The 17,753-nt window shown below is 59.6% G+C and carries 20 protein-coding genes; 9 read left to right on the top strand and 11 right to left on the bottom strand.

All coding sequences use genetic code 11. From position 1 onward, the window contains the following. Positions 1-17 precede the first annotated feature (17 nt). Positions 18-2,036, bottom strand: coding sequence for a Na+/H+ antiporter (locus ACFQZG_RS00485; protein WP_378149066.1), 2,019 nt, complete (start codon positions 2,034-2,036; stop codon positions 18-20). 218 nt (positions 2,037-2,254) lie between these two features. Between ACFQZG_RS00485 and ACFQZG_RS00480 the strand changes: the two genes are divergently transcribed. Beyond that, a complete protein-coding gene (locus ACFQZG_RS00480; RefSeq protein ID WP_378149064.1) occupies positions 2,255-2,602 on the top strand; it encodes a VOC family protein in 348 nt (115 codons plus the stop codon). A 78-nt stretch (positions 2,603-2,680) separates the two neighbouring features. Here ACFQZG_RS00480 and ACFQZG_RS00475 read toward each other — a convergent pair whose 3' ends face one another. Continuing rightward, positions 2,681-3,085, bottom strand: a complete 405-nt coding sequence (locus tag ACFQZG_RS00475) for a cupredoxin domain-containing protein (RefSeq protein ID WP_378149062.1) — start codon at positions 3,083-3,085, stop codon at positions 2,681-2,683. A gap of 185 nt (positions 3,086-3,270) precedes the next feature. Here ACFQZG_RS00475 and ACFQZG_RS00470 point away from each other — a divergent pair, with 185 nt between their 5' ends. The 3 genes from ACFQZG_RS00470 (at position 3,271) to ACFQZG_RS00460 (ending at position 6,666) form a co-directional block, all read left to right on the top strand. Further along, a complete protein-coding gene (locus ACFQZG_RS00470) occupies positions 3,271-3,519 on the top strand; it encodes a hypothetical protein (protein ID WP_378149061.1) in 249 nt (82 codons plus the stop codon). A gap of 213 nt (positions 3,520-3,732) precedes the next feature. Then, positions 3,733-5,472, top strand: coding sequence for a pyrroloquinoline quinone-dependent dehydrogenase (locus tag ACFQZG_RS00465; RefSeq protein WP_378149059.1), 1,740 nt, complete (start codon positions 3,733-3,735; stop codon positions 5,470-5,472). An 81-nt stretch (positions 5,473-5,553) separates the two neighbouring features. Next, the gene (locus ACFQZG_RS00460) at positions 5,554-6,666 is read left to right on the top strand and encodes a hypothetical protein (protein ID WP_378149058.1); all 1,113 of its coding nucleotides are present in this window, start codon (positions 5,554-5,556) and stop codon (positions 6,664-6,666) included. Positions 6,667-6,674: 8 nt separating this feature from the next. Here ACFQZG_RS00460 and ACFQZG_RS00455 read toward each other — a convergent pair whose 3' ends face one another. From ACFQZG_RS00455 to ACFQZG_RS00425, 7 genes are all read right to left on the bottom strand, one after another. Further along, positions 6,675-7,613 carry a dipeptidase gene (locus tag ACFQZG_RS00455; RefSeq protein WP_378149056.1) on the bottom strand — a complete coding sequence of 313 codons (939 nt, stop codon included), beginning with the start codon at positions 7,611-7,613 and terminating at the stop codon, positions 6,675-6,677. A 7-nt stretch (positions 7,614-7,620) separates the two neighbouring features. Then, the gene (gene pqqE / locus ACFQZG_RS00450; RefSeq protein ID WP_378149054.1) at positions 7,621-8,703 is read right to left on the bottom strand and encodes a pyrroloquinoline quinone biosynthesis protein PqqE; all 1,083 of its coding nucleotides are present in this window, start codon (positions 8,701-8,703) and stop codon (positions 7,621-7,623) included. Beyond that, positions 8,694-8,972, bottom strand: a complete 279-nt coding sequence (pqqD, locus tag ACFQZG_RS00445; protein WP_378149052.1) for a pyrroloquinoline quinone biosynthesis peptide chaperone PqqD — start codon at positions 8,970-8,972, stop codon at positions 8,694-8,696. The genes pqqE and pqqD overlap by 10 nt, the downstream gene beginning before the upstream one ends. Then, positions 8,969-9,682: a pyrroloquinoline-quinone synthase PqqC gene (gene pqqC / locus ACFQZG_RS00440; RefSeq protein WP_378149051.1), complete on the bottom strand. Its 714-nt coding sequence runs from the start codon at positions 9,680-9,682 to the stop codon at positions 8,969-8,971. The genes pqqD and pqqC overlap by 4 nt, the downstream gene beginning before the upstream one ends. Next, positions 9,683-10,603 (bottom strand): pyrroloquinoline quinone biosynthesis protein PqqB, encoded by a 921-nt coding sequence (gene pqqB / locus ACFQZG_RS00435; protein ID WP_378149050.1) that lies wholly within the window; start codon positions 10,601-10,603, stop codon positions 9,683-9,685. 51 nt (positions 10,604-10,654) lie between these two features. Next, positions 10,655-10,726: a pyrroloquinoline quinone precursor peptide PqqA gene (gene pqqA, locus ACFQZG_RS00430; RefSeq protein ID WP_378150414.1), complete on the bottom strand. Its 72-nt coding sequence runs from the start codon at positions 10,724-10,726 to the stop codon at positions 10,655-10,657. A gap of 146 nt (positions 10,727-10,872) precedes the next feature. After that, positions 10,873-11,298, bottom strand: a complete 426-nt coding sequence (locus tag ACFQZG_RS00425; RefSeq protein WP_378149048.1) for a WGxxGxxG family protein — start codon at positions 11,296-11,298, stop codon at positions 10,873-10,875. 139 nt (positions 11,299-11,437) lie between these two features. Between ACFQZG_RS00425 and ACFQZG_RS00420 the strand changes: the two genes are divergently transcribed. From ACFQZG_RS00420 to ACFQZG_RS00405, 4 genes are all read left to right on the top strand, one after another. Next, positions 11,438-11,983, top strand: a complete 546-nt coding sequence (locus ACFQZG_RS00420) for a manganese efflux pump MntP (RefSeq protein WP_378149047.1) — start codon at positions 11,438-11,440, stop codon at positions 11,981-11,983. A 75-nt stretch (positions 11,984-12,058) separates the two neighbouring features. Then, positions 12,059-12,214: a hypothetical protein gene (locus tag ACFQZG_RS00415; protein ID WP_378149046.1), complete on the top strand. Its 156-nt coding sequence runs from the start codon at positions 12,059-12,061 to the stop codon at positions 12,212-12,214. Between the two features lie 219 nt (positions 12,215-12,433). Beyond that, entirely contained in the window at positions 12,434-14,635 is a 2,202-nt protein-coding gene (locus ACFQZG_RS00410) for a heavy metal translocating P-type ATPase (protein WP_378149044.1), read from the top strand. Then, positions 14,632-15,312, top strand: a complete 681-nt coding sequence (locus tag ACFQZG_RS00405) for a sulfite exporter TauE/SafE family protein (RefSeq protein WP_378149042.1) — start codon at positions 14,632-14,634, stop codon at positions 15,310-15,312. The genes ACFQZG_RS00410 and ACFQZG_RS00405 overlap by 4 nt, the downstream gene beginning before the upstream one ends. Before the next feature lie 10 nt (positions 15,313-15,322). On the opposite strand, the gene ACFQZG_RS00400 is transcribed toward ACFQZG_RS00405, so the two are convergent. Further along, the gene (locus ACFQZG_RS00400) at positions 15,323-15,748 is read right to left on the bottom strand and encodes a FixH family protein (RefSeq protein WP_378149040.1); all 426 of its coding nucleotides are present in this window, start codon (positions 15,746-15,748) and stop codon (positions 15,323-15,325) included. A gap of 160 nt (positions 15,749-15,908) precedes the next feature. Between ACFQZG_RS00400 and ACFQZG_RS00395 the strand changes: the two genes are divergently transcribed. Next, positions 15,909-16,553 (top strand): hypothetical protein, encoded by a 645-nt coding sequence (locus ACFQZG_RS00395; protein WP_378149038.1) that lies wholly within the window; start codon positions 15,909-15,911, stop codon positions 16,551-16,553. 99 nt (positions 16,554-16,652) lie between these two features. On the opposite strand, the gene ACFQZG_RS00390 is transcribed toward ACFQZG_RS00395, so the two are convergent. Beyond that, positions 16,653-17,441, bottom strand: coding sequence for a hypothetical protein (locus tag ACFQZG_RS00390; RefSeq protein WP_378149037.1), 789 nt, complete (start codon positions 17,439-17,441; stop codon positions 16,653-16,655). Between the last annotated feature and the right edge of the window lie 312 nt (positions 17,442-17,753).

Here is a 17,753-nt window from a genome sequence, read left to right as displayed (position 1 = left end):
CGCCGCTACCCGCGTTCTTATTCCAATATCGTCGCTTCGCGCGTCCGGATCATCCGGCGCAGCTTGTTCGCGATGTCGCGCGTGATCTCGCCTCGCTCGAACAGAGTCTGCACTTCGTCCCGCTCGGCTTGAATGGCGATCCATTGCAGGTCGCGCCGCACTTCCTCGTCGCCCTCGAGAGGCTTGCCGAAGGAGTAGGGGGAGGTCAACCTCGTCAGCACGTGCTCGTAATGGCTCATGACGGCCGCTCTTGCGTCGCACGTCCGTTCCGTGCGCAGCGAGGATATCGCCGCTTCGCACGTCTGCACCTTCACCCCGCGGATCGCTTCCCGGTCTTCCTTCGACAAGTCCCGCATCGCCTTGAACCGGGACTCTTGCTTCGTGAACAGCGCCTTCAATTCTTGCCACCAGAACTTGATCAGCAGGACGAGCAAGTTCGTGCGCGCGGACAGCACCATCGACATCTGCTCCAGATTGCTCTGGAACAGCGCCGCTTGCGTCTCGGTAATGCGATCGTCCCGGAGCAGCAGGTTCACCGTGCGACGCTCCACTTCGATCGCTTTAAGCCGCATTTCCCGTTCTTCCGCGTCGTTCTTGCCGCGCTGCATCTTCCGGACGTCGGCTTCCGGATTTCTGCGCCAGCGCTCGTAGTCGGCGATGACGGACGCCGACTCGATTTCGTTGCCTTCGGTCGTCGCGGAATGGACCGCGCGAATGGCGGCGCCCATGATCTTCTGTTCGCCCGTGCGTTCGGATGCCAAGCGTTCCGCCGCTTTGTCCTCGGCAGGCTTCTGCGCGAGCAACGGCAAGAAGACGCTCGCGGCGACGAGGGACAGCAAGATAACGACCGCCGCCAAGAAGATGACGAGGCTTCGTTCCGGGAACGGCGCCCCGTTGTCCAGCAGCAGCGGGATGGAGAACGCGCCGGCGAGCGTGACGGCGCCCCTCACGCCGGACAGGGAGGTCATCGCGAGCATCTTGAACGAGATCTTCGCGCCCAACTCCGTCTTCTGGCCGATCCAGCGTCCGCCGGTGGAGAACGAGTACGCCCACAGGAGGCGCAGAACGAGCAGCATGAGGAAGATGACGACCGCGTAGCCGATCACTTCTCCGTTGTTCAACAGGGGATCTTCGAACACCTCGTTGAACACGCTCGGCAGCTGCAGCCCGAGGATGACGAACACGAGCCCGTTAAGGATGAAGACGATGACGGACCACGTATTGTCCGACAGCTCGTGGGACAGCGGCTTGACGCTCGCCATCCGGTCGCGTTCGATCGCGTGCACGAAGCCGCCGGCGACCGCGGCCAAGATGCCGGATACGCCGAGATGCTCGGCGATCATATAGAGCGCGAACGGCGTCAACAGATGAACGAGCATATGCATCGTCTCGTCTTCGAGACCCGACCTGCGAAGCCACACGCGGACGCCGGAGACGAGCAGCGCCGTGACCGCGCCGACCGCGAGGCCTCCGATCGCGATGAGGAGGAAGCTGACGCTGGCGTTCGCGAGCGAGAAGCTGCCGGATAGCGCGGCGGCGATCGCGAACTTGAACGCGACGAGACCCGAGGCGTCGTTCATGAGCGCTTCGCCTTCGAGCAGGTGCATCAGTCTTCGCGGCAACCGGATTCGGCCTGCCAAGCTGCCGACCGCGACGGCGTCCGTCGGCGACAGGATGGCCGCGAGACCGAACGCGACGGGCAGTGGAATGGACGGGATCATCCAGTGGATGGCGTATCCGATCAAGAACACCGTCGCGAACACCAAGCCGACGGAGAGCAGCAGAATCGGAACGCGCAGCTTCCATAGCTCGGTCCTCGACACGTGCTTGCCGTCGTTATACAGCAGCGGCGCGATGAACAGCACGAAGAACAGCTCCGGCTCGAGGTGCATATGGAGGCCGAAAGGGACGGCCGCGGCGCACATGCCGAGCGCGATCTGCATGAGCGGAACGGGAACGAGCGGGAAATGGCCGCTCAAGACATTGGATACGCCGATCAAGGCGAGAAGAATTAAGATCGTAAAAAATAATTCCATCGTACGTCTCCTTAAGATGCGATATCGTCGCACGGACTTAATCTGCGAACGCTCACGGAAAATATACCAAAAAAGCCGTCCGTAAGCGAGCATTCGGTCTGACTAGGAGGAATTGGGCTATGTTAGAATAGGAGTCTATACTTGCCCGCAACCGTAACCATGGCAACGAAGGAGCATACCAAATTGGATTTGATATCATGTTCAAGGAGTGGGATCAAATGATCAAAGGTTTCGGAGGAATCTTCTGGAGAACGAATCATGTCGAGGTTACGAAAAAGTGGTACGGCGACGTATTGAAGATCGAGATCGCGGACTGGAACGGGACCGTCATCCAATCGCATGCGGGCAACGAGACGATATTATCGTTCTTCGCCGCCGATGACGGTTACTTTCCGACGGGACAACAAGCGATGCTCAATTTTCAAGTCCATGACCTGAACGAGACGATGAACCATCTTGAAACGATCGGCGTGCCTCTCGCGAAGAGTATGGAGGTTAACGAATTCGGAAAATTCTTATGGATTCAAGACCCGGACGGCCGACTGATCGAGCTGTGGGAGAAGTAACGATAATCTGCGAACGGTAATGCATGAAAAAGCGGAATCCCACGGGATTCCGCTTTTCGTTACCTTAACCTTAATCCGCTATTGGACGATTATCTGTCCCACCATGTTGTCATGGCCTTGTCCGCACTGGATGTTGCAATAAAAATCGTAGGTTCCGGCTTTGTCCAACTTGATCGTCGCGGTTTCGCCGTTCTTGATCTTCACGTTCAGATCGTCGATCTGCACGCCGTGAGCCCCTTTTTCGTTGTTCAAGGTCAGCTTGAGCGTATCTCCGACTTTGGCTTTGATCTCGGGCACGCTGAACTCCCAGTTGACCGCGTTCAACGTGATTTCCTGCGTCTCTCCGCCGCCCCCCGCGCCCGGGGACGAAGCCGGCGCCGACGGCGAATTCGCGTTATTGTCATTCGAATTGCCGCAACCGCTGAGCGCGAATAGGGCGAATAGCGCGAGCACGATCCCTAACTTGACGGATTGTCGTTTCATGAAGCATCGATTCCTCCTAGAGTTATTCCTTGCTATTATGGCCGTTGCGCACGGGACTTAGTCCTATGCGGCAGCCTATTTCGCATGTCGCCGCGCAGGTCGATTTCGCGGTCTAATCGCGCTTGTCCGCGACATACAATCAGGGGAGGGAAACGCGCGAAGCCTATATACAGGAGGGTGTTCGAATGGCTGGACTAAGCTTGAAATCGTCCGTGAAAGGCGCGGTAATGGGCGCTTCGATGACCGGCGGTTGGCTTCTGGCGGATTTATTCCTTCCGGAGCCGTGGGGAGACGTCGTCTTGTTCTCGGCGATGGCGGTCGTGAATATCGCGATCGGCTGGAAGCTCGGGAAGTTCTACGACAAACAAGATCGCGCGGAGACGGCCGGCGCCATCGATGCCAACAAGGCGGCCAACCTCGAATTGCGATCGTAGAAGCAGCGGCAAGCGCGACGGCCCTTTCGCTTCCTTTACCGGGAGGCGGGAGGGTCTTTTTGTCGTTCGCGCGAGGAGGGGGGAGGGTCATCGGCGCGCTTTTACATAATTTACGCGAATTAGGAAATACCATCACCGACGAAGATTGTAACCAGCGGGATCTTCCCATGTACCGCGAAGCCGCACATTCACCCATCTTGGAGGTTATCCACCGTGAAAAAAACGCAACCGATCATCGGAACGGCGCTTGCTCTGTTGTTGGTGCTAAGCGCTTGTTCCGGCAACGACAACGACGACAACGCCGGCAACACCGCTTCGCCCTCCCAGACGCAAGGACAGACGACGGCTCCGCCATCCGCAACCGGCGCGACCGGAACAAGCTTCGAGAATTGGGGTTCGTACGGGTATAAGCTGGATAACAACCGGCACGTCCCGTTCAAGGAGATTACGGCCGATAACGTCAAAGACCTCGGCGTCATCTGGTCCGCGGACCTGAAGACGCTCGACGCGGACGTCAAGAACGGCAACCAGTCGTACCCGGTCGTCATCGACGGGGTCATCTACATTACGACGTCGGGAAATCAAGTGTTCGCGTTAGACGCGGTGACCGGAAAAACGATCTGGCATTGGAAGCCGTCGGCCGAGCAAGCGGCCAGCTTCTCCAAGGCGGGCATTATCGCCAACCGCGGCGTGGCGGTAGGCGAAGGCAAAGTGTTCATGCTGGCGGTCGACAACTCGCTTATCGCCTTGGATCAGAAAACCGGCGAGCTCGTGAAGATGGTCAAGCTCGGCGATTCGCTCGAAGGAGTAACGCTAGAGAACGGGTACTACGAGACGAACGCTCCCCAATATTACAAGGGCAACGTCTATATCGGCAGCAGCGGCAGCGACAACGGCGTTCGAGGCTTCGTGGCCGCGTTCAAGGCGAGCGATCTGACGCCGGCTTGGGATTCTCCGTTCTGGACCGTGCCGCCCAAAGGCCAGGATTGGCTGGCGAACAGCAAGTTCCAAGGGGGCGGGGCGGTGTGGGATCCCGTCGCGATCGACGAAGAGACCGACATCATGTACTTCGCGACGGGCAATCCGGCTCCGGACTTCTACGGCGCGAATCGTCCGGGAGACAACCCGCACACCGACTCGGTCGTGGCCGTCAACGCGATGACCGGGAAGCTTGTCTGGTCGAAGCAAGAAGTCAGCCACGATATGTGGGACTACGACGCGGGAGCTTCCCCGATGATCATTAACGCCACGGCGAAGGGGCAGAAGAAGAAGCTTGTCGTCCAAGGCGGGAAATCCGGCTTATGGTTCGCCTGGGACGCGGCTACGGGGGACGTCGTCTGGGACGGCATTCCGTTCGCCAAGATCGATAAGAAGGAGCCGACGCCCGAGGGCACCGTCAGCTATCCCGGCGTGCTCGGCGGGGAGAACTATGCGCCCGAGTCGTACGATCCGGCGACGAATTACGTCTTGATTCCCGGCATCGAGAATCCTTCTCTCTTCAAGTCGGCGAAGACCGAGGCGGAGGCGGGCACGCCGGACTTCCCTGGCGCGGCGGCATTCGGCACGATATACGAAGCGGTGCCGGACGTCGTTGGATACGGTACGGTTACCGCGATCAACGTGGACACCGGCAAGCAAGCCTATCAGATCAAGACGACGGACGCGCAGCGCGGCGGCTTGACGAGCACGGATTCGGGACTGGCGTTCTACGGCGAGCTGGACGGCAAGATCAATGCGCTCGATATCAAGGCGGGCAAGGTGATCTGGACGTTCCAGACGTCCGGGGATAACGTGCAGGCGGCGCCATCGATCTTCACGGTCGACGGCAAGGAGTATATCGTTTTCACCACCGGCGGCACGAAGCCGAAGGTGCACGTGTTCGGACTTGGCGGCAACACGGCGCAAGGTCCGGCGGGCACGGCGGAGTCGGGCGGTGGACATGCCGCGAAATAGCTTATCATTCGACCCCGGCGGTCAAGGCAGGACGCGCATGCGTCTTGTCTTGACCGTCTTATCGTAAAGGAGACCGCTTACGTGATCACGATAACCAAATCGCGCCTAATCGCGCTCTTAGTCGCAGTAACGACGCTATGGATTGCCTACAGTACTGAAGCGAACGCCGAAGCCGAAGTCCCTCGCGGCCACATCGAGCTGGAACGGACTTCGTTCGTCGTCAAGACATGGAAGAGCGACGGCGCTCATCTCGCGGCCGTGAAGGGCAAGCTGACGCTCGACGGCCGGCCTGTCGCGAATGCCGTCCTGCGAGCCGAAGCCCAAGGGAGGACGATCCGCACCCGCGAGGACGGTTCGTTCGAGCTGGACGTCGACCGCAGCATACTCGCCAATAAGCACGTTAACGTCATGTCGGTCGCGGAGGCGACCATCGACGGCAAGCCGATCGGGAGAGAAGAGGCCGATCGGATTCGGTCCGCCGCTTCCGCGATCAGCATCTATCATCCGATCGAAGTGACCCGGGTAGAGCCTTCCGATAAGGACGCGAGCCAAGTTAAGGTGCATGCTCGGTTCATGATCGGGACGGGGGACAGAATATCCTTCTTCCAAGTCGACAAGTACCGCATCTCGGGGCAAGTCGCGGATGCCGACGGCAAACCCGTGAAGGACGCGATCGTATGGATCGACCGGGATAGCGGCGAAGGCTTCGCCAAGTCGACCCCGACCGATCGGAACGGGATCTACGAGATGTATTATTGGCCGGAGGAAGAGGAGACGAACTTAACCGTCATCGTCGGCTCGCGCCGATACGAGCTGCCGGACGGCAAAGCGTTCATCCTTCCCCGGAATACGAGCGTGGACATTCGGATCCGGCTGCCGAGAACAGGATCGGTGATCGACGATAATCCCGCCAGTCTGGTCAGCACGACCTCTAAGGGGGCGACGTATGCCGGCTTGATCGCCGGGCTTGACGTCCCGCCCGGTACGCCTTACGCCGTGACGATACCCGACCGGCAGGGCCGGTTCGTGCTAACGATGCCGAAGGACGCATGGGACAAGCATCCGAACTTCTTCGAGACCCGGCTGACGAAGTTCGTCCCGCAAGACAAGATCTTGAAGGCGGGGGACGAGCTGCCCTTCGACTTCGCGCAACCGGGCGATCGCGATCCTAGAGTTCGGGTCGCGACGCCTTGAGCGAACGCTTACTCGTCCGGCAAATGTTCCATATAGAAGCTATTCCAGTTGCCGTAAGCGAAGAGCGCGACGTCTTCCTCCCTGTAATGCTTCAGCAGCAGATTGATCAAGCGGTCGTAATGGCCGGCATGCTCCAGTCCGACGATCCATTCCCGGATCCCGTCGAAGTCGGAACCGAATCCGATATGGCGCTTGCCGCCTAACGAGCAAATATGATCGACGTGACGAAGAATCCGATCCATGGGAACGGGTTCTTCTTCGCTTACGAACGGGGGAACGAACGTGATTCCGATGACGCCCCCGGTTCGAATGAGCGCTTCTATCTGAGCGTCCGACAGATTCCGTAAGCGGGGGCTGACCGTCTTGGCGTTGGAGTGGGAAGCGATGACCGGCTTGACGGACGCTTCGACGAGTTCCCAGAAGCCTCTCTCGGACAGGTGGGAGACGTCCATGATCATGCCCAGCCGGTTGCATTCCCGAATCAAGTCCTTGCCCGCCGCGGTGAATCCGCCGTTCCTCGCCTCCAAGACGCCGTCCGCCGCCCAGTTGGCGCGGTTCCAGGTGATGCCGACGGTCCTTACGCCGAGGCGGTAGAGGATGCGAAGATAAGCCAAGTTCCCGTGAAGCGAGTCGACTCCTTCCAGCGACAGCAACGCTCCGATCCGCTCTTCGTTCGGGAGGAGTCGCAGATCGTCCTTCGTGCGGATAAACCTCATGCGCGGAAGCGAGAGAATGCGTTCATAGAACAAATCCACGCTTGCCAGCGCTTGCTTGAACTCGCCGGACCATCGTTCCGGCAAGTAGACGGCGAAATTCTGCGCTTTGACGCCGGATGCCAGCATTCTGTCGAGCGTAACGTCCAGACCGTCCCGGGCATGGGCGAAATCCAGCTCCGGGTTGTCCAGCAGCTTGCTGAGTACGTCGCAATGGGCATCGAAGATGTTCACCCGCCGATCACCTGCCTCGATAGGAATAGCCCGGCAAGCGAACTTCGTCGTGCATGGCCGAGGCGATCCGATCCGTAATCGCGCCGCGATGGGGAGACCTATTGCAGACGGGGTCCGTCGCCCGCGCGTCGCCGGTCAATAGATAAGCCTGACAGCGGCACCCGCCGTAATCCAGCTCGCGGCGCTCGCAGCCTCTGCACGGTTCCGGCATCCAATCGTAGCCGCGATAAGCGTTGAATGAAGGGGAATGATGCCAGATCCAGGCCAGATCGCGTTCCTTCGCGTTCTCGAAAGTCAAGCTCCGGATTTCCGATGAAGCCGTGCATGGCAATACGCGTCCGTCCGGCGCCACCGTGAGAGACAGCTTGCCCCAGCCGCCCATGCAGGGCTTCGGATATTCTTCGTAATAATCAGGTAAGATCCATAAGAGTTCGAGTCGATCGCCGAAGCGCTCTCTCGCCCGAGCGAAGGCGGCTTCGGCTTCTTGAAGCTGTTCCTTGCGAGGAAGCAAGCGCTCGACGTTGCGCAGCGCCCAGCCGTAATATTGCGCATTGGCCAGCTCCAGCCGCTGCGCTCCCCATTCCGAGCAAAGTTCGATAATCTCTTCGATCTGGTGAAGATTGGCGCGGTGAAGGACGACGTTCATATGCAGCGGGATGCCGCTCGCGCGGATGAGCCGCGCGGCTTGACGCTTCCGTTCATGCGCGCGGAACCCGGCGATCGAATCGGCCAACTCCGCGGAAGAAGCCTGTACGCTCATCTGAATGCTGTCGATTCCTGCCTCTATGAGCTGCCGGAGGCGTTCTTCCGTCAATCCGATGCCGCTCGTGATGAGATTCGCGTACAATTCGGCTTCTCTGGCGCCGCGGACGAGCCGTTCCAGATCCGGGCGCAGCAACGGTTCCCCGCCCGTGAAATGCACCTGCGCGACCCCGAGCTCGCCGGCTTGTTCCAGCACGCTTAGCCATTCGTTCGTCGATAGCTCGTTCTCTCTACGATGAAGCTCGATCGGATTCGAACAGTAGGGGCAGTGAAGGGGACAACGATGCGTGATTTCCGCGGTCAGCGCGTACGGCAAGTCTAGCTGCATAGCTCCAACCAGCCCCTTTCCGCGGCGGAAGCGAGGAACGCGACGATATCGTCGCCTAAGCCGGTCTGATCGAACTTGGCTTCGAGTTCCTCGATCATTCGCGAGATCGTTCGCTGCCCGTCGCATAGCCGCAGAATCGCTCCCGCGGCGTCGTTAAGCTCGACGACCCGCTCCGGCAGCAGCAACAGCTCCGTCTGCCGGGCTCTGTCGTACTTCATCCGGCCCGGACCGCGCAGCCTCGGCCGATCCGACAGTGCCATGGCGCTCATCGGTCGTTGTCCCCGCCGGGGAAGGCCAAGCTGAGCGCGTCCAGCAGCGACCAGAGGACGTCGCACTTGAACCGCAAGGCGCCGATCGCTTGTTCCTGATCCCCGCGATCCCGGCATTCGCGCAAGACGATGCTTAAGCCGTGATCCGCATCGCGCGGCGCTTGGGTCAACCGGGATTGGAAGTAGGCGAGGCCTTCCGGCCGAATCCATGGATACAGCTGCAGGAACACGCCGATTCGTTTGGAGACGAGAGTAGGCGCGAACAGTTCCGTCAAGGAGGAGGCGACGGCGATCGGCCAAGGCTCCAGCCGGCAGAAGTTCACGTAGGCGTCTACGGCGAACCGAACGGCCGGAAGCACGTGGCGTTCGTCCAGCATCTCGTCTCTCGGAATGTCCGCCGCTTCGCCCAGCCGAATCCATGCTTCGATGCCGCCGTCGTTGCCGTCGCGGCCGTCATGGTCGATGATCCGCTGAATCCATTCCCTGCGGTCTTCGCGGGATGGCAGCTTGGACAAGATCAAGGCGTCCTTCACCGGAATATTCTTCTGATAATAGAACCGGTTGGCGATCCATGCCCGCAGTTGAACGGGGGAGAGCCTGCCTTCGTGCATCGCGATATGATACGGATGCTTGTCGTGATAACGCTCTTCGCCGACTTGGCGCAAGCGCGACGTGAATTGTTCGTTCGAGAGCAAATACGATTCCGTCATCTAGACTTCCATCTCCATCCCGTCGAACCCGATCTCGATGCCCATGTCGGTCAACTTCCGCCTTTCCGGCGAATCTTCGAGCAGCATCGGATTCGTGTTGTTGATATGAACGTACACTTTGCGGCGAGCCGGGGAACGCGCGAACAACTCTGCGCTGCCGCCGGTGCCGGCTACGGGAAGATGGCCCATATCGGAAGCGAGAAGCTCCGATACGCCAAGCTCTCTCAGCTCGTCGCCCGCCCAGAACGTTCCGTCCAGGAAGACGCAGTCGGCGCCTTCCAGCCGTCGCTCCAACGTCCGAGACCATGTCTCGACTCCCGGCGCGTAGACGGCGATTCCGCCCGTCCGCAGGTCCGTGATGCGATAGCCGACGCTCCAAGGCTCGCGCTGACGTCCCGGATCCCGCGGCGATCTCGCCCCGACGTACCGAGGGGGCTTATCGCCCAAGTCGAACGGACATACCGACAATTGTCCCCCAAATAGTGGAAAAGATTCCTCGAGCGTCGTCTCGTGCCATCGGAAGCTCGCGAACGGTTCGACGATCTTACGAACGGGAAAGTCGTTCGTCAGCGCCCCGAGAACGGACGACGTCGCGTAGACGTCGAGCGCCGAGCCTTGCCGAAGCTGGAGCAGTCCGATCGTATGGTCCAATTCCGCGTCGGTAAGCAGGACGGCTTCAATGGGGGAGCCGCGGAGGGAAGCACCCGGGTGTAGGCAGGCGTTCTCTTCGGTCTGAAGACAGACGTCCGGACTCGCGTTAAGCAGCGCCCAGCGGACGCCGTCCGGGCTTACGGCCAGCGAATCGTTCCTCCGCGAGCGCGCGGACGGGTCTCCGGTTCTCGCGCGCCGGCAGAGGGGACAAGCGCAATTCCATTGCGGATATCCGCCTCCCGCGGCGGAGCCTAACAGCTTCACGATCATGGCTACTCCCCTTCATAGACAAGAGATGCCGGATTGCTCCGGCATGCGCGGTCATTTGCGATAAGCATAGGCCGTCACTTCGGCGCAAATCTCGACGATCTTGAAAGCCGGTTTAACCCACATGGCCACACCTCCCATCCTCGAATCGCGACGCGTAACCTGGTTCATTGTATGACGGGATCGGAATGTCCAAGAAGCACAAATAACGATGCCAGGTCGCATCCGCCGTTCGGATTGCGACCTGCATCGTTATTCATGGGCTTCGCCGGCTAGTCGCGTTGCGGGTTCCGGCTTCGAATGCCGAAGAGCCCCAGCAACCCGAGCAACCCGAGCCAGCTCCAGTTCATGTCGTTGGAATCGTTCGTCGCCAACGCGCGATAACCGCCGTTCGCGTTCGATTGCGGACGAAGAACCGGATTGCGCGCCGATAATCCGGGAACGTTCGGGTTCACGTTCAAGAACTGCGTGCCCGTATCCGTTCCGTATACGCTGACGCGGTGATGGGGCATCTGATTCGTTCTTGCCGATCCGTCGGTCGATTGGACGTGCAGCCTTGAATCATGCGTACCGTTACCCATGCCGTTGCCGAGCCCGCCGTTGCCTCCGTCCGCCGTCCCCGTATAGGCATACGCCGGAATCGCGAGCAGCAGGGAGAAGACGGCAAGCGCTAATCCGCAGAAGAGTTTTCTTTTCATTCGATTACCTGCCTTTGAAGGATGGTCTGTACCTCTTCGGCTTAGGTTCTCACGAGCGCGGATATCCTATACCCGGCTTGTACCGCGGAAATAACGTATCGTATAGTAGGGAAAAGAACGTCGTCGAAGGAGCTCGTCCATGGATACGTTAATTGCCTGTCTGATCGCCATATCGCTCGGTTTCGATTCTTTGCTCGTCTCCGCTTCGTTGGGACTCCGCAGATCGTCGAAGGACGGGCTCAGAATCGCGCTTACGTTCGCCGCGGCCGAAGCGCTCATGCCGATTGCCGGCGTCGTCATCGGCGGGGCCATCGGACAATATTTCCAAGGCGCGATATCCGTCATCGGCGCCCTGTTGTTGATCGGAGTGGCAATCTATTTCCTGTTCTTCGACGATGACGATGACGACGATAAGGCGTTCAAGCGCCCGTTGTCCGGCTGGCCGTTATTCGCCGTGGCGATCGGCATCAGCTTGGACGAGCTCGCGGTCGGTCTCTCGGCGGGGATGATGCGATTGCCGATCGTTCTCACGGTCGTGCTGCTGGCCGTCCAAGCGTTCGCGTTCGCCCTGATCGGCGTCAAGTTCGGCGCCGGCATCAAACGCTACCTTGGAGAATGGGCCGAGAAAGCGTCGGGCGCCGTGCTGGGGCTCATGGGCATCTGGATGCTGTTCGAGAGCTTGTGATTGTTTGATCCGCCGCCGCCCGGGGTAGTGAATGGATAGGGAGAAGTTCAAACCTATTCGAGGAAGGTGATTCGAATGTCCGTTCAACAGCACAATTACGAAGAACGCCATATCGAGAAGAGGCACGACCCGAGCCGCGTGGCATCGACGTTCATCAAATACGCCGCCTATGTGATCATTACATTCGGAGTGCTGTATTTCATCGCGGTATACATTCTGCCGAAGTTCTAGTTCGAGTCGATGATCATCGGTTTTGAATGCAGACGCGCAGCCCATCGGGCTGCGCGTTGTCGTTATCGCCGGTACGCGTCTCCATCGAGAAACAAGTCTTAGTGAATGACAACCGGCCCTATCGGGCTATTCTCGTCGCGCTCGTTCGTACATAACCTAAGAGTACATGCCCAGATCGCATCCGGAACGTTCGAGCCGGTCGATCCCACGGAGGTTCGTATGAGCGAGATCCATCTGCGTATAACGGGAATGACCTGTTCGGCCTGCTCGTCCCGCATCGAGAAGACGCTTCTTCGGCTCGACGCCGTGCGGGACGCCGCCGTCAGCTTAGCCACTTCGTCGGCTATCGTAATCTTGCGAGAGCGCGATGCCGACATTGCCCCGGTCATCGGCAAGATTCGAAGCTTAGGTTACGACGCGGCCGCCAAAACGCAGGGAGACGAGAATCCGTTCGCGGCGGAAGCGAGGGGGTGGCGCGACCGGTTCATCGTCTCGGCCGCGTTGTCGTCGCCTCTACTCTTCGCCATGCTTGCCCATCTGATAGGCCCTCTCGGGGAAGCGGCGCCGAGCTTCGTCTTCCATCCGATCTATCAAGCCATCGTCGGCACGATGCTATGCTTCTATTGCGGATATCCCTTCCTCGTCGGCGCGATCCGCTCGATCCGGCACCCCAACATGGATGCCTTGGTTGCCTTAGGCATGATGTCAGCGTACGTCTACAGCTTATACCAACTCATCGCGGCGCCCCAGCTTCACGGATCGATGCATCATTCGATGCGCTTGCACTTCGATGCCATCGCGATGGTCGTGACTACGATTACGTTAGGCAAGTGGTTGGAGTCGATCGCGAAGGGCAACGCCTTCAGAAGCTTAACGGCGTTAAACGACCTGCACTCGAATACCGCTCGCGTCATTCGTCAGGGGCGCCTGTCGGAGCCCATTCCGATCTCCCTCGTACGTCCCGGAGACCGCGTCACCGTACAAGGAGGAGACCGGATTCCTATAGACGGCAGCGTGGAGGAGGGGGCGGGAGAAGTAGACGAATCGCTGCTGACGGGCGAATCTACCGTGCTGGCGAGACGACCGGGAGACCGGGTGTACGCCGGAACGCGGCTATCCGCCGGGTCGATGACGATTCGAGCCTTATCCGGAGGATTGGATACGAGATTGGCGCGAATGATCGCCATGGTCGAGCAAGCCCAAGCCAAGAAACCGAAGATTCAGAGGCAAGCCGACCGGGTGGTCGCATGGTTCGTACCGATTATGATACTGCTCGCGGTCTCGACGTTCGCTTGGTGGTATGCCGCGTCATCCGCGGCAACGGCGATCGGGCACGCCATGGCGGTGTTGCTCGTCGCTTGTCCTTGCGCGCTCGGATTGGCGACGCCGATCTCCGTGCTGATCGGCTCGAGCCATGCGGCCCGCAGAGGCATCGCGTTCAAAGAAGGGAGCGCGCTGGAGACGATGAGCCGGGTCGACGTGTTCATCTTCGATAAGACCGGAACGTTGACGAAGGGGAAGCCTTCCTTGACAGAGATCCGCTCGCAACGCCTGCCGGCCATGCAGCTTCTACGACTCGTCGCCTCTTTGGAACGGAACGTCGAGCATCCGCTGGCTCTTGCGGTCGTGCGGGAAGCGAACGCCAAGAGATTGCTCCTGTCTTCGGCGACCGATACGAGGGAGGCGCCGGGCGAAGGGGTGTCCGGCATCGTCGATCGTCATGTGATCGTCGTTGGTACCATGGACTGGTTGAACAAGAACGGCGTTTCGGGAACGGCCGGATACGAGAGTAGCGGCGCGAACGCGGACTCCGTCCTGCACGTCGCGATCGACGGCAAGCGGGAAGGTCTGTTATCGTTCCGCGATACCGTCCGCGAAGACGCCGTGCCGACGATCGGTGAGCTGTCCCGCTTCGCCCGGATCGTCATGTCCACGGGAGACAGGGAAGACGCGGCCAAGCGGATCGCCGAGGAAGTCGGCATCGCGCACGTTCAGTCTCGAATGTTGCCCGAACGCAAGATGGACGCCGTGCTGGCGTATCAGGGCGAGGGGAATATCGTCGCGATGGTCGGCGACGGCGCGAACGACGCGGCGGCGATGGCCGCGTCGAATGTCGGCATCGTCATGGCGGGCGGCAACGACGCGGCGCTGCAAGCGGGCGACGTCGTCCTCGTCGGCGGCAGACTGTCGGCCATCGGGGACGCTTGCGAGATCGCCCGTCGAACGCTTCGGAATATTAAGCAGAATCTGATCCTCGCGTGCGTCTATAACGTCGTTATGATTCCGCTGGCGATCGCGGGTCAGCTCGATCCGCGCGCGTCCTGCATCGCCATGGCCGGCAGTTCCTTGCTGGTCGTCGCCAACGCGCTTCGATTGCGGGGGCTGAAGCTCCCAAGGCAGGAGGAGAGCGGGAGGGGATGACTGGAGAAACGATATGGTTGTCCGTATTGGCGGGGTTGACCGGCGCACCGCATTGCGTCATCATGTGCGGGGGAATCGGGGCGTCCATCGCGCTCGAGGCAAGGCGCAGCGCCGTCTATGCGCTGTTGGCCTATCATTGCGGCCGCATCGTCACGTATGGCATGACGGGCGCAGTCATGGGAACGATTGGATCGTTCCTGAACGGCGCCGGCAGACTCGCCGGCCTGCAAGGAATCGCGAGCATCGTCGGCGGCTGCCTGATTCTATTATGGGCGATTCGCCGATACGAGCTGCCGATCCGCTCGCTTCGCCTTCCGGGACGTAATAAGCTTTCCACAATAATTAACGGCATTAAACCTAGGTACGAAACGATCGCGATGTTCTTGACCGGGCTCATGCTTGGCTTGTTGCCTTGCGGGCTGACTTATGCGATGCAGATACGCGCGGCGGCTACCGGCTCTTGGTTGGAAGGCTTCGTTACGCTGTTCGCGTTCGGGTTGTCGACGATTCCCGTCCTCCTGGCCGTGTCGTTAACGGCGTACGGGATGAACAAAGCGTGGAGGAACCGATTAAGGAGACTCGGAAGCGATCTTGCCGTCCTCATGGGCGTATTAACGATCTTGAAGGGGTTAAGCGCCAACGGTTGGGTGCCGTCGGTCCATCCCTGGCTCTGGTGAGGCCTTGAGGTCACTCCTCCGCGGCGAACCGATGCATGACCGTATAGGACGAATCGCCGGTCGTCACGATCGTCTCGGCTTCCCAGCGTCCGCTCATCACGGGGACCGCCTTCGCTTCATAAGCGCCGTCTCCCTTGAACGCCACCTTCGCCCGGAACTCTCCGCAGAACATGCTAGGCATCCGGATAGTAACATGGATATCCGCGTCGTTAACCGGCGCGCCGCTTGAATCGTTCACTTGGATAAGGAACGTCGCCTCTTGCATCAGGCGTGCCGGCGCGTCTTCCGTCCTTACTCGAATCTCGATCGCATCGTCGCGGTACGCGGATTCTACGGGATAGGCGTTCGCGTCGGATGCCTTGTATTGCCAGATCATGACCGCGATGACAATCGCGAGCGAGCAGGGGAACAGAAGTCGCTTGGACCATGCGGGCATACGCCATTCCACCTCCTCTTACCGGCGTCGTGTGATGTGTATGCCGTCTTGAATTCGTCCTATTCGCATAGCGGCGGAAACCTTTCGGGAAGTCGCAACGTCGAATAGATATAGAGAGCAGCGAAGACATCTTCGCTGCCATATTGAAGGAGGGAACTTCATGAAACGATCATCTTCCGGCTATCTGACCGTAGCTCTTCTCGCGCTGGCGCTGACGGCGACGGCTTGCGCCGGGTCGAATTCCCCGGACGCGGCGTCATCGCCGAGCGCCGGCGCCGGCGGCGGAACCGTCGCAACGCAGAGCGCGGAACCGACCGAATCTTCGTCTTCCGAACCCGCCGCTTCCGAGCGTCCGGAACAGGGGGCGCTCGAGGTCCGCACGGCGGACGGCTATCAATCGAAGACGGCCGCCCTGAAGCAAGGCGAAGGGTTCTCGCTGTATACCGTCGATGGATTTACGTTCGATTCATCTTCCGGCCGGTTGGCGTTAACGGCCGATCCCGAATACTACGTCGACATCGAGCGGCTTCAGGACGGCTACGATATCGCGAAGGTACGAGAGGAAACCGAGAAGGAGTTGAATGCGTTCGGCGCCGTCTCCGACTACAGCGGCGAGCTTGTCGAGCATCCGTTGGGATTCGCCGAATTGTACCTGCAGTCCTCGGGAGAAAAAGGAATCCGCGACGCGATCGTGTGGAAGGCGGAGGACGGCGCAAGTTACTTATTCCGCCTGCATAACCCCAAAGGGGAGGAAGCCCCGGCGTTCGCCGGCGCGATCTTCGTCCTGCTGTCGACGGTGAAATGAACTCCATACGCGGCCGTAACTGGCGGACGCCCCAATAAAAAGCGAAGCAGCGTTTCCGGCTGCTTCGCTTTTTGCCGTATACCAATAAAAGAAGAACGTCTAGTATTGCCCGGTTAACGATAGGCTATAGGCGGCGACCTTCGGACTGTGGATCTGGGCGGTGTAGGTATCGTACGGTTGCCCCGTCGCTAGCGTATAGGTTCCCGTCAGCATTTGACCGGGGTTCAGCGTCACGACCGTCTCGCTCACGTACGTGCCGTTCCGATACAAGTGAATGTAGATCGATTGACTGTACAGAGAATCCGAGTTGCGCAGGAACGCGTTCAGCTTCACTTGTCCGTAAGCGGTACCGCTAACCGATCCCGTATACTGCGGCGTGCTGACCCATACGGTCGAGCTTGCCGTCTGACCCGTGCTGTTCTTGGCGACGATCGTAACCTTCTCCGCCAAGCTCGGGTTCGTCGTAATCGTCGTCGAAGTGCCGGTCACGGTATTGACGAAATTGTCGTTCCTCAGAATGGTGTAGCTTACCGCATTGCTTGCCGTCCAACTGAGATTAATCTGCGACCAGGTCGCGGAGTAGGAGATGACAGGGGCGGTCGGGCATCCGGCCGTCGTCACCGTCTTCGACTGGCTGCCGAACGAGCCCGAGCCGATGACGTCGAACGTGTAGCTCGTGCACGTGCTAAGTCCGGTCGCGACGTAGGTGCTGCCTGCGATCGTCGCCTGATAGACGCCGTTCTTGTTGATCTGTACCGTGCTCTCTCCCGATTGCAGCGTCCAATTCAGAGTCACCGAGTTGTTCGTGATGCCGCTAGTCGTCAGATTCGTCGCCGCTTGGGCGGTCATGACGGGTACGAGCAGAAGCGCGACCGCCGCTGCCAGCATGAACTTCAACATCCTTGAGCGCACATTATCCACATCCTTCTCATCGATTGGAATCGTCGCACAACGCGAGCGCTCAGTACCGTTGCTCGAATTCGCCTCCCGGCGGAACGATCGTATGCTAACTCCCTCCTTAATTGACTGGGATCGGCTGTGCAGACTCATTTTAACTTTCGCCGCACGCCAAGAATACGCCGCATTCTTATCTTTCCTAGTGCGTTTTTATCCATAAAATGTTAGCTATAGCTCTTCCGAGTCATACTCATCTCCGCGGATTCAAGTATGATGAATGGAATAGCGAAGGAGGGTGACCGC

The organism is Cohnella sp. GCM10027633 (assembly GCF_042675445.1).
GTDB lineage: Bacteria > Bacillota > Bacilli > Paenibacillales > Paenibacillaceae > Cohnella.
The sequence above is the reverse complement of the archived record's forward strand: the minus strand, read 5'-3'. Positions and strand labels throughout refer to the sequence as shown.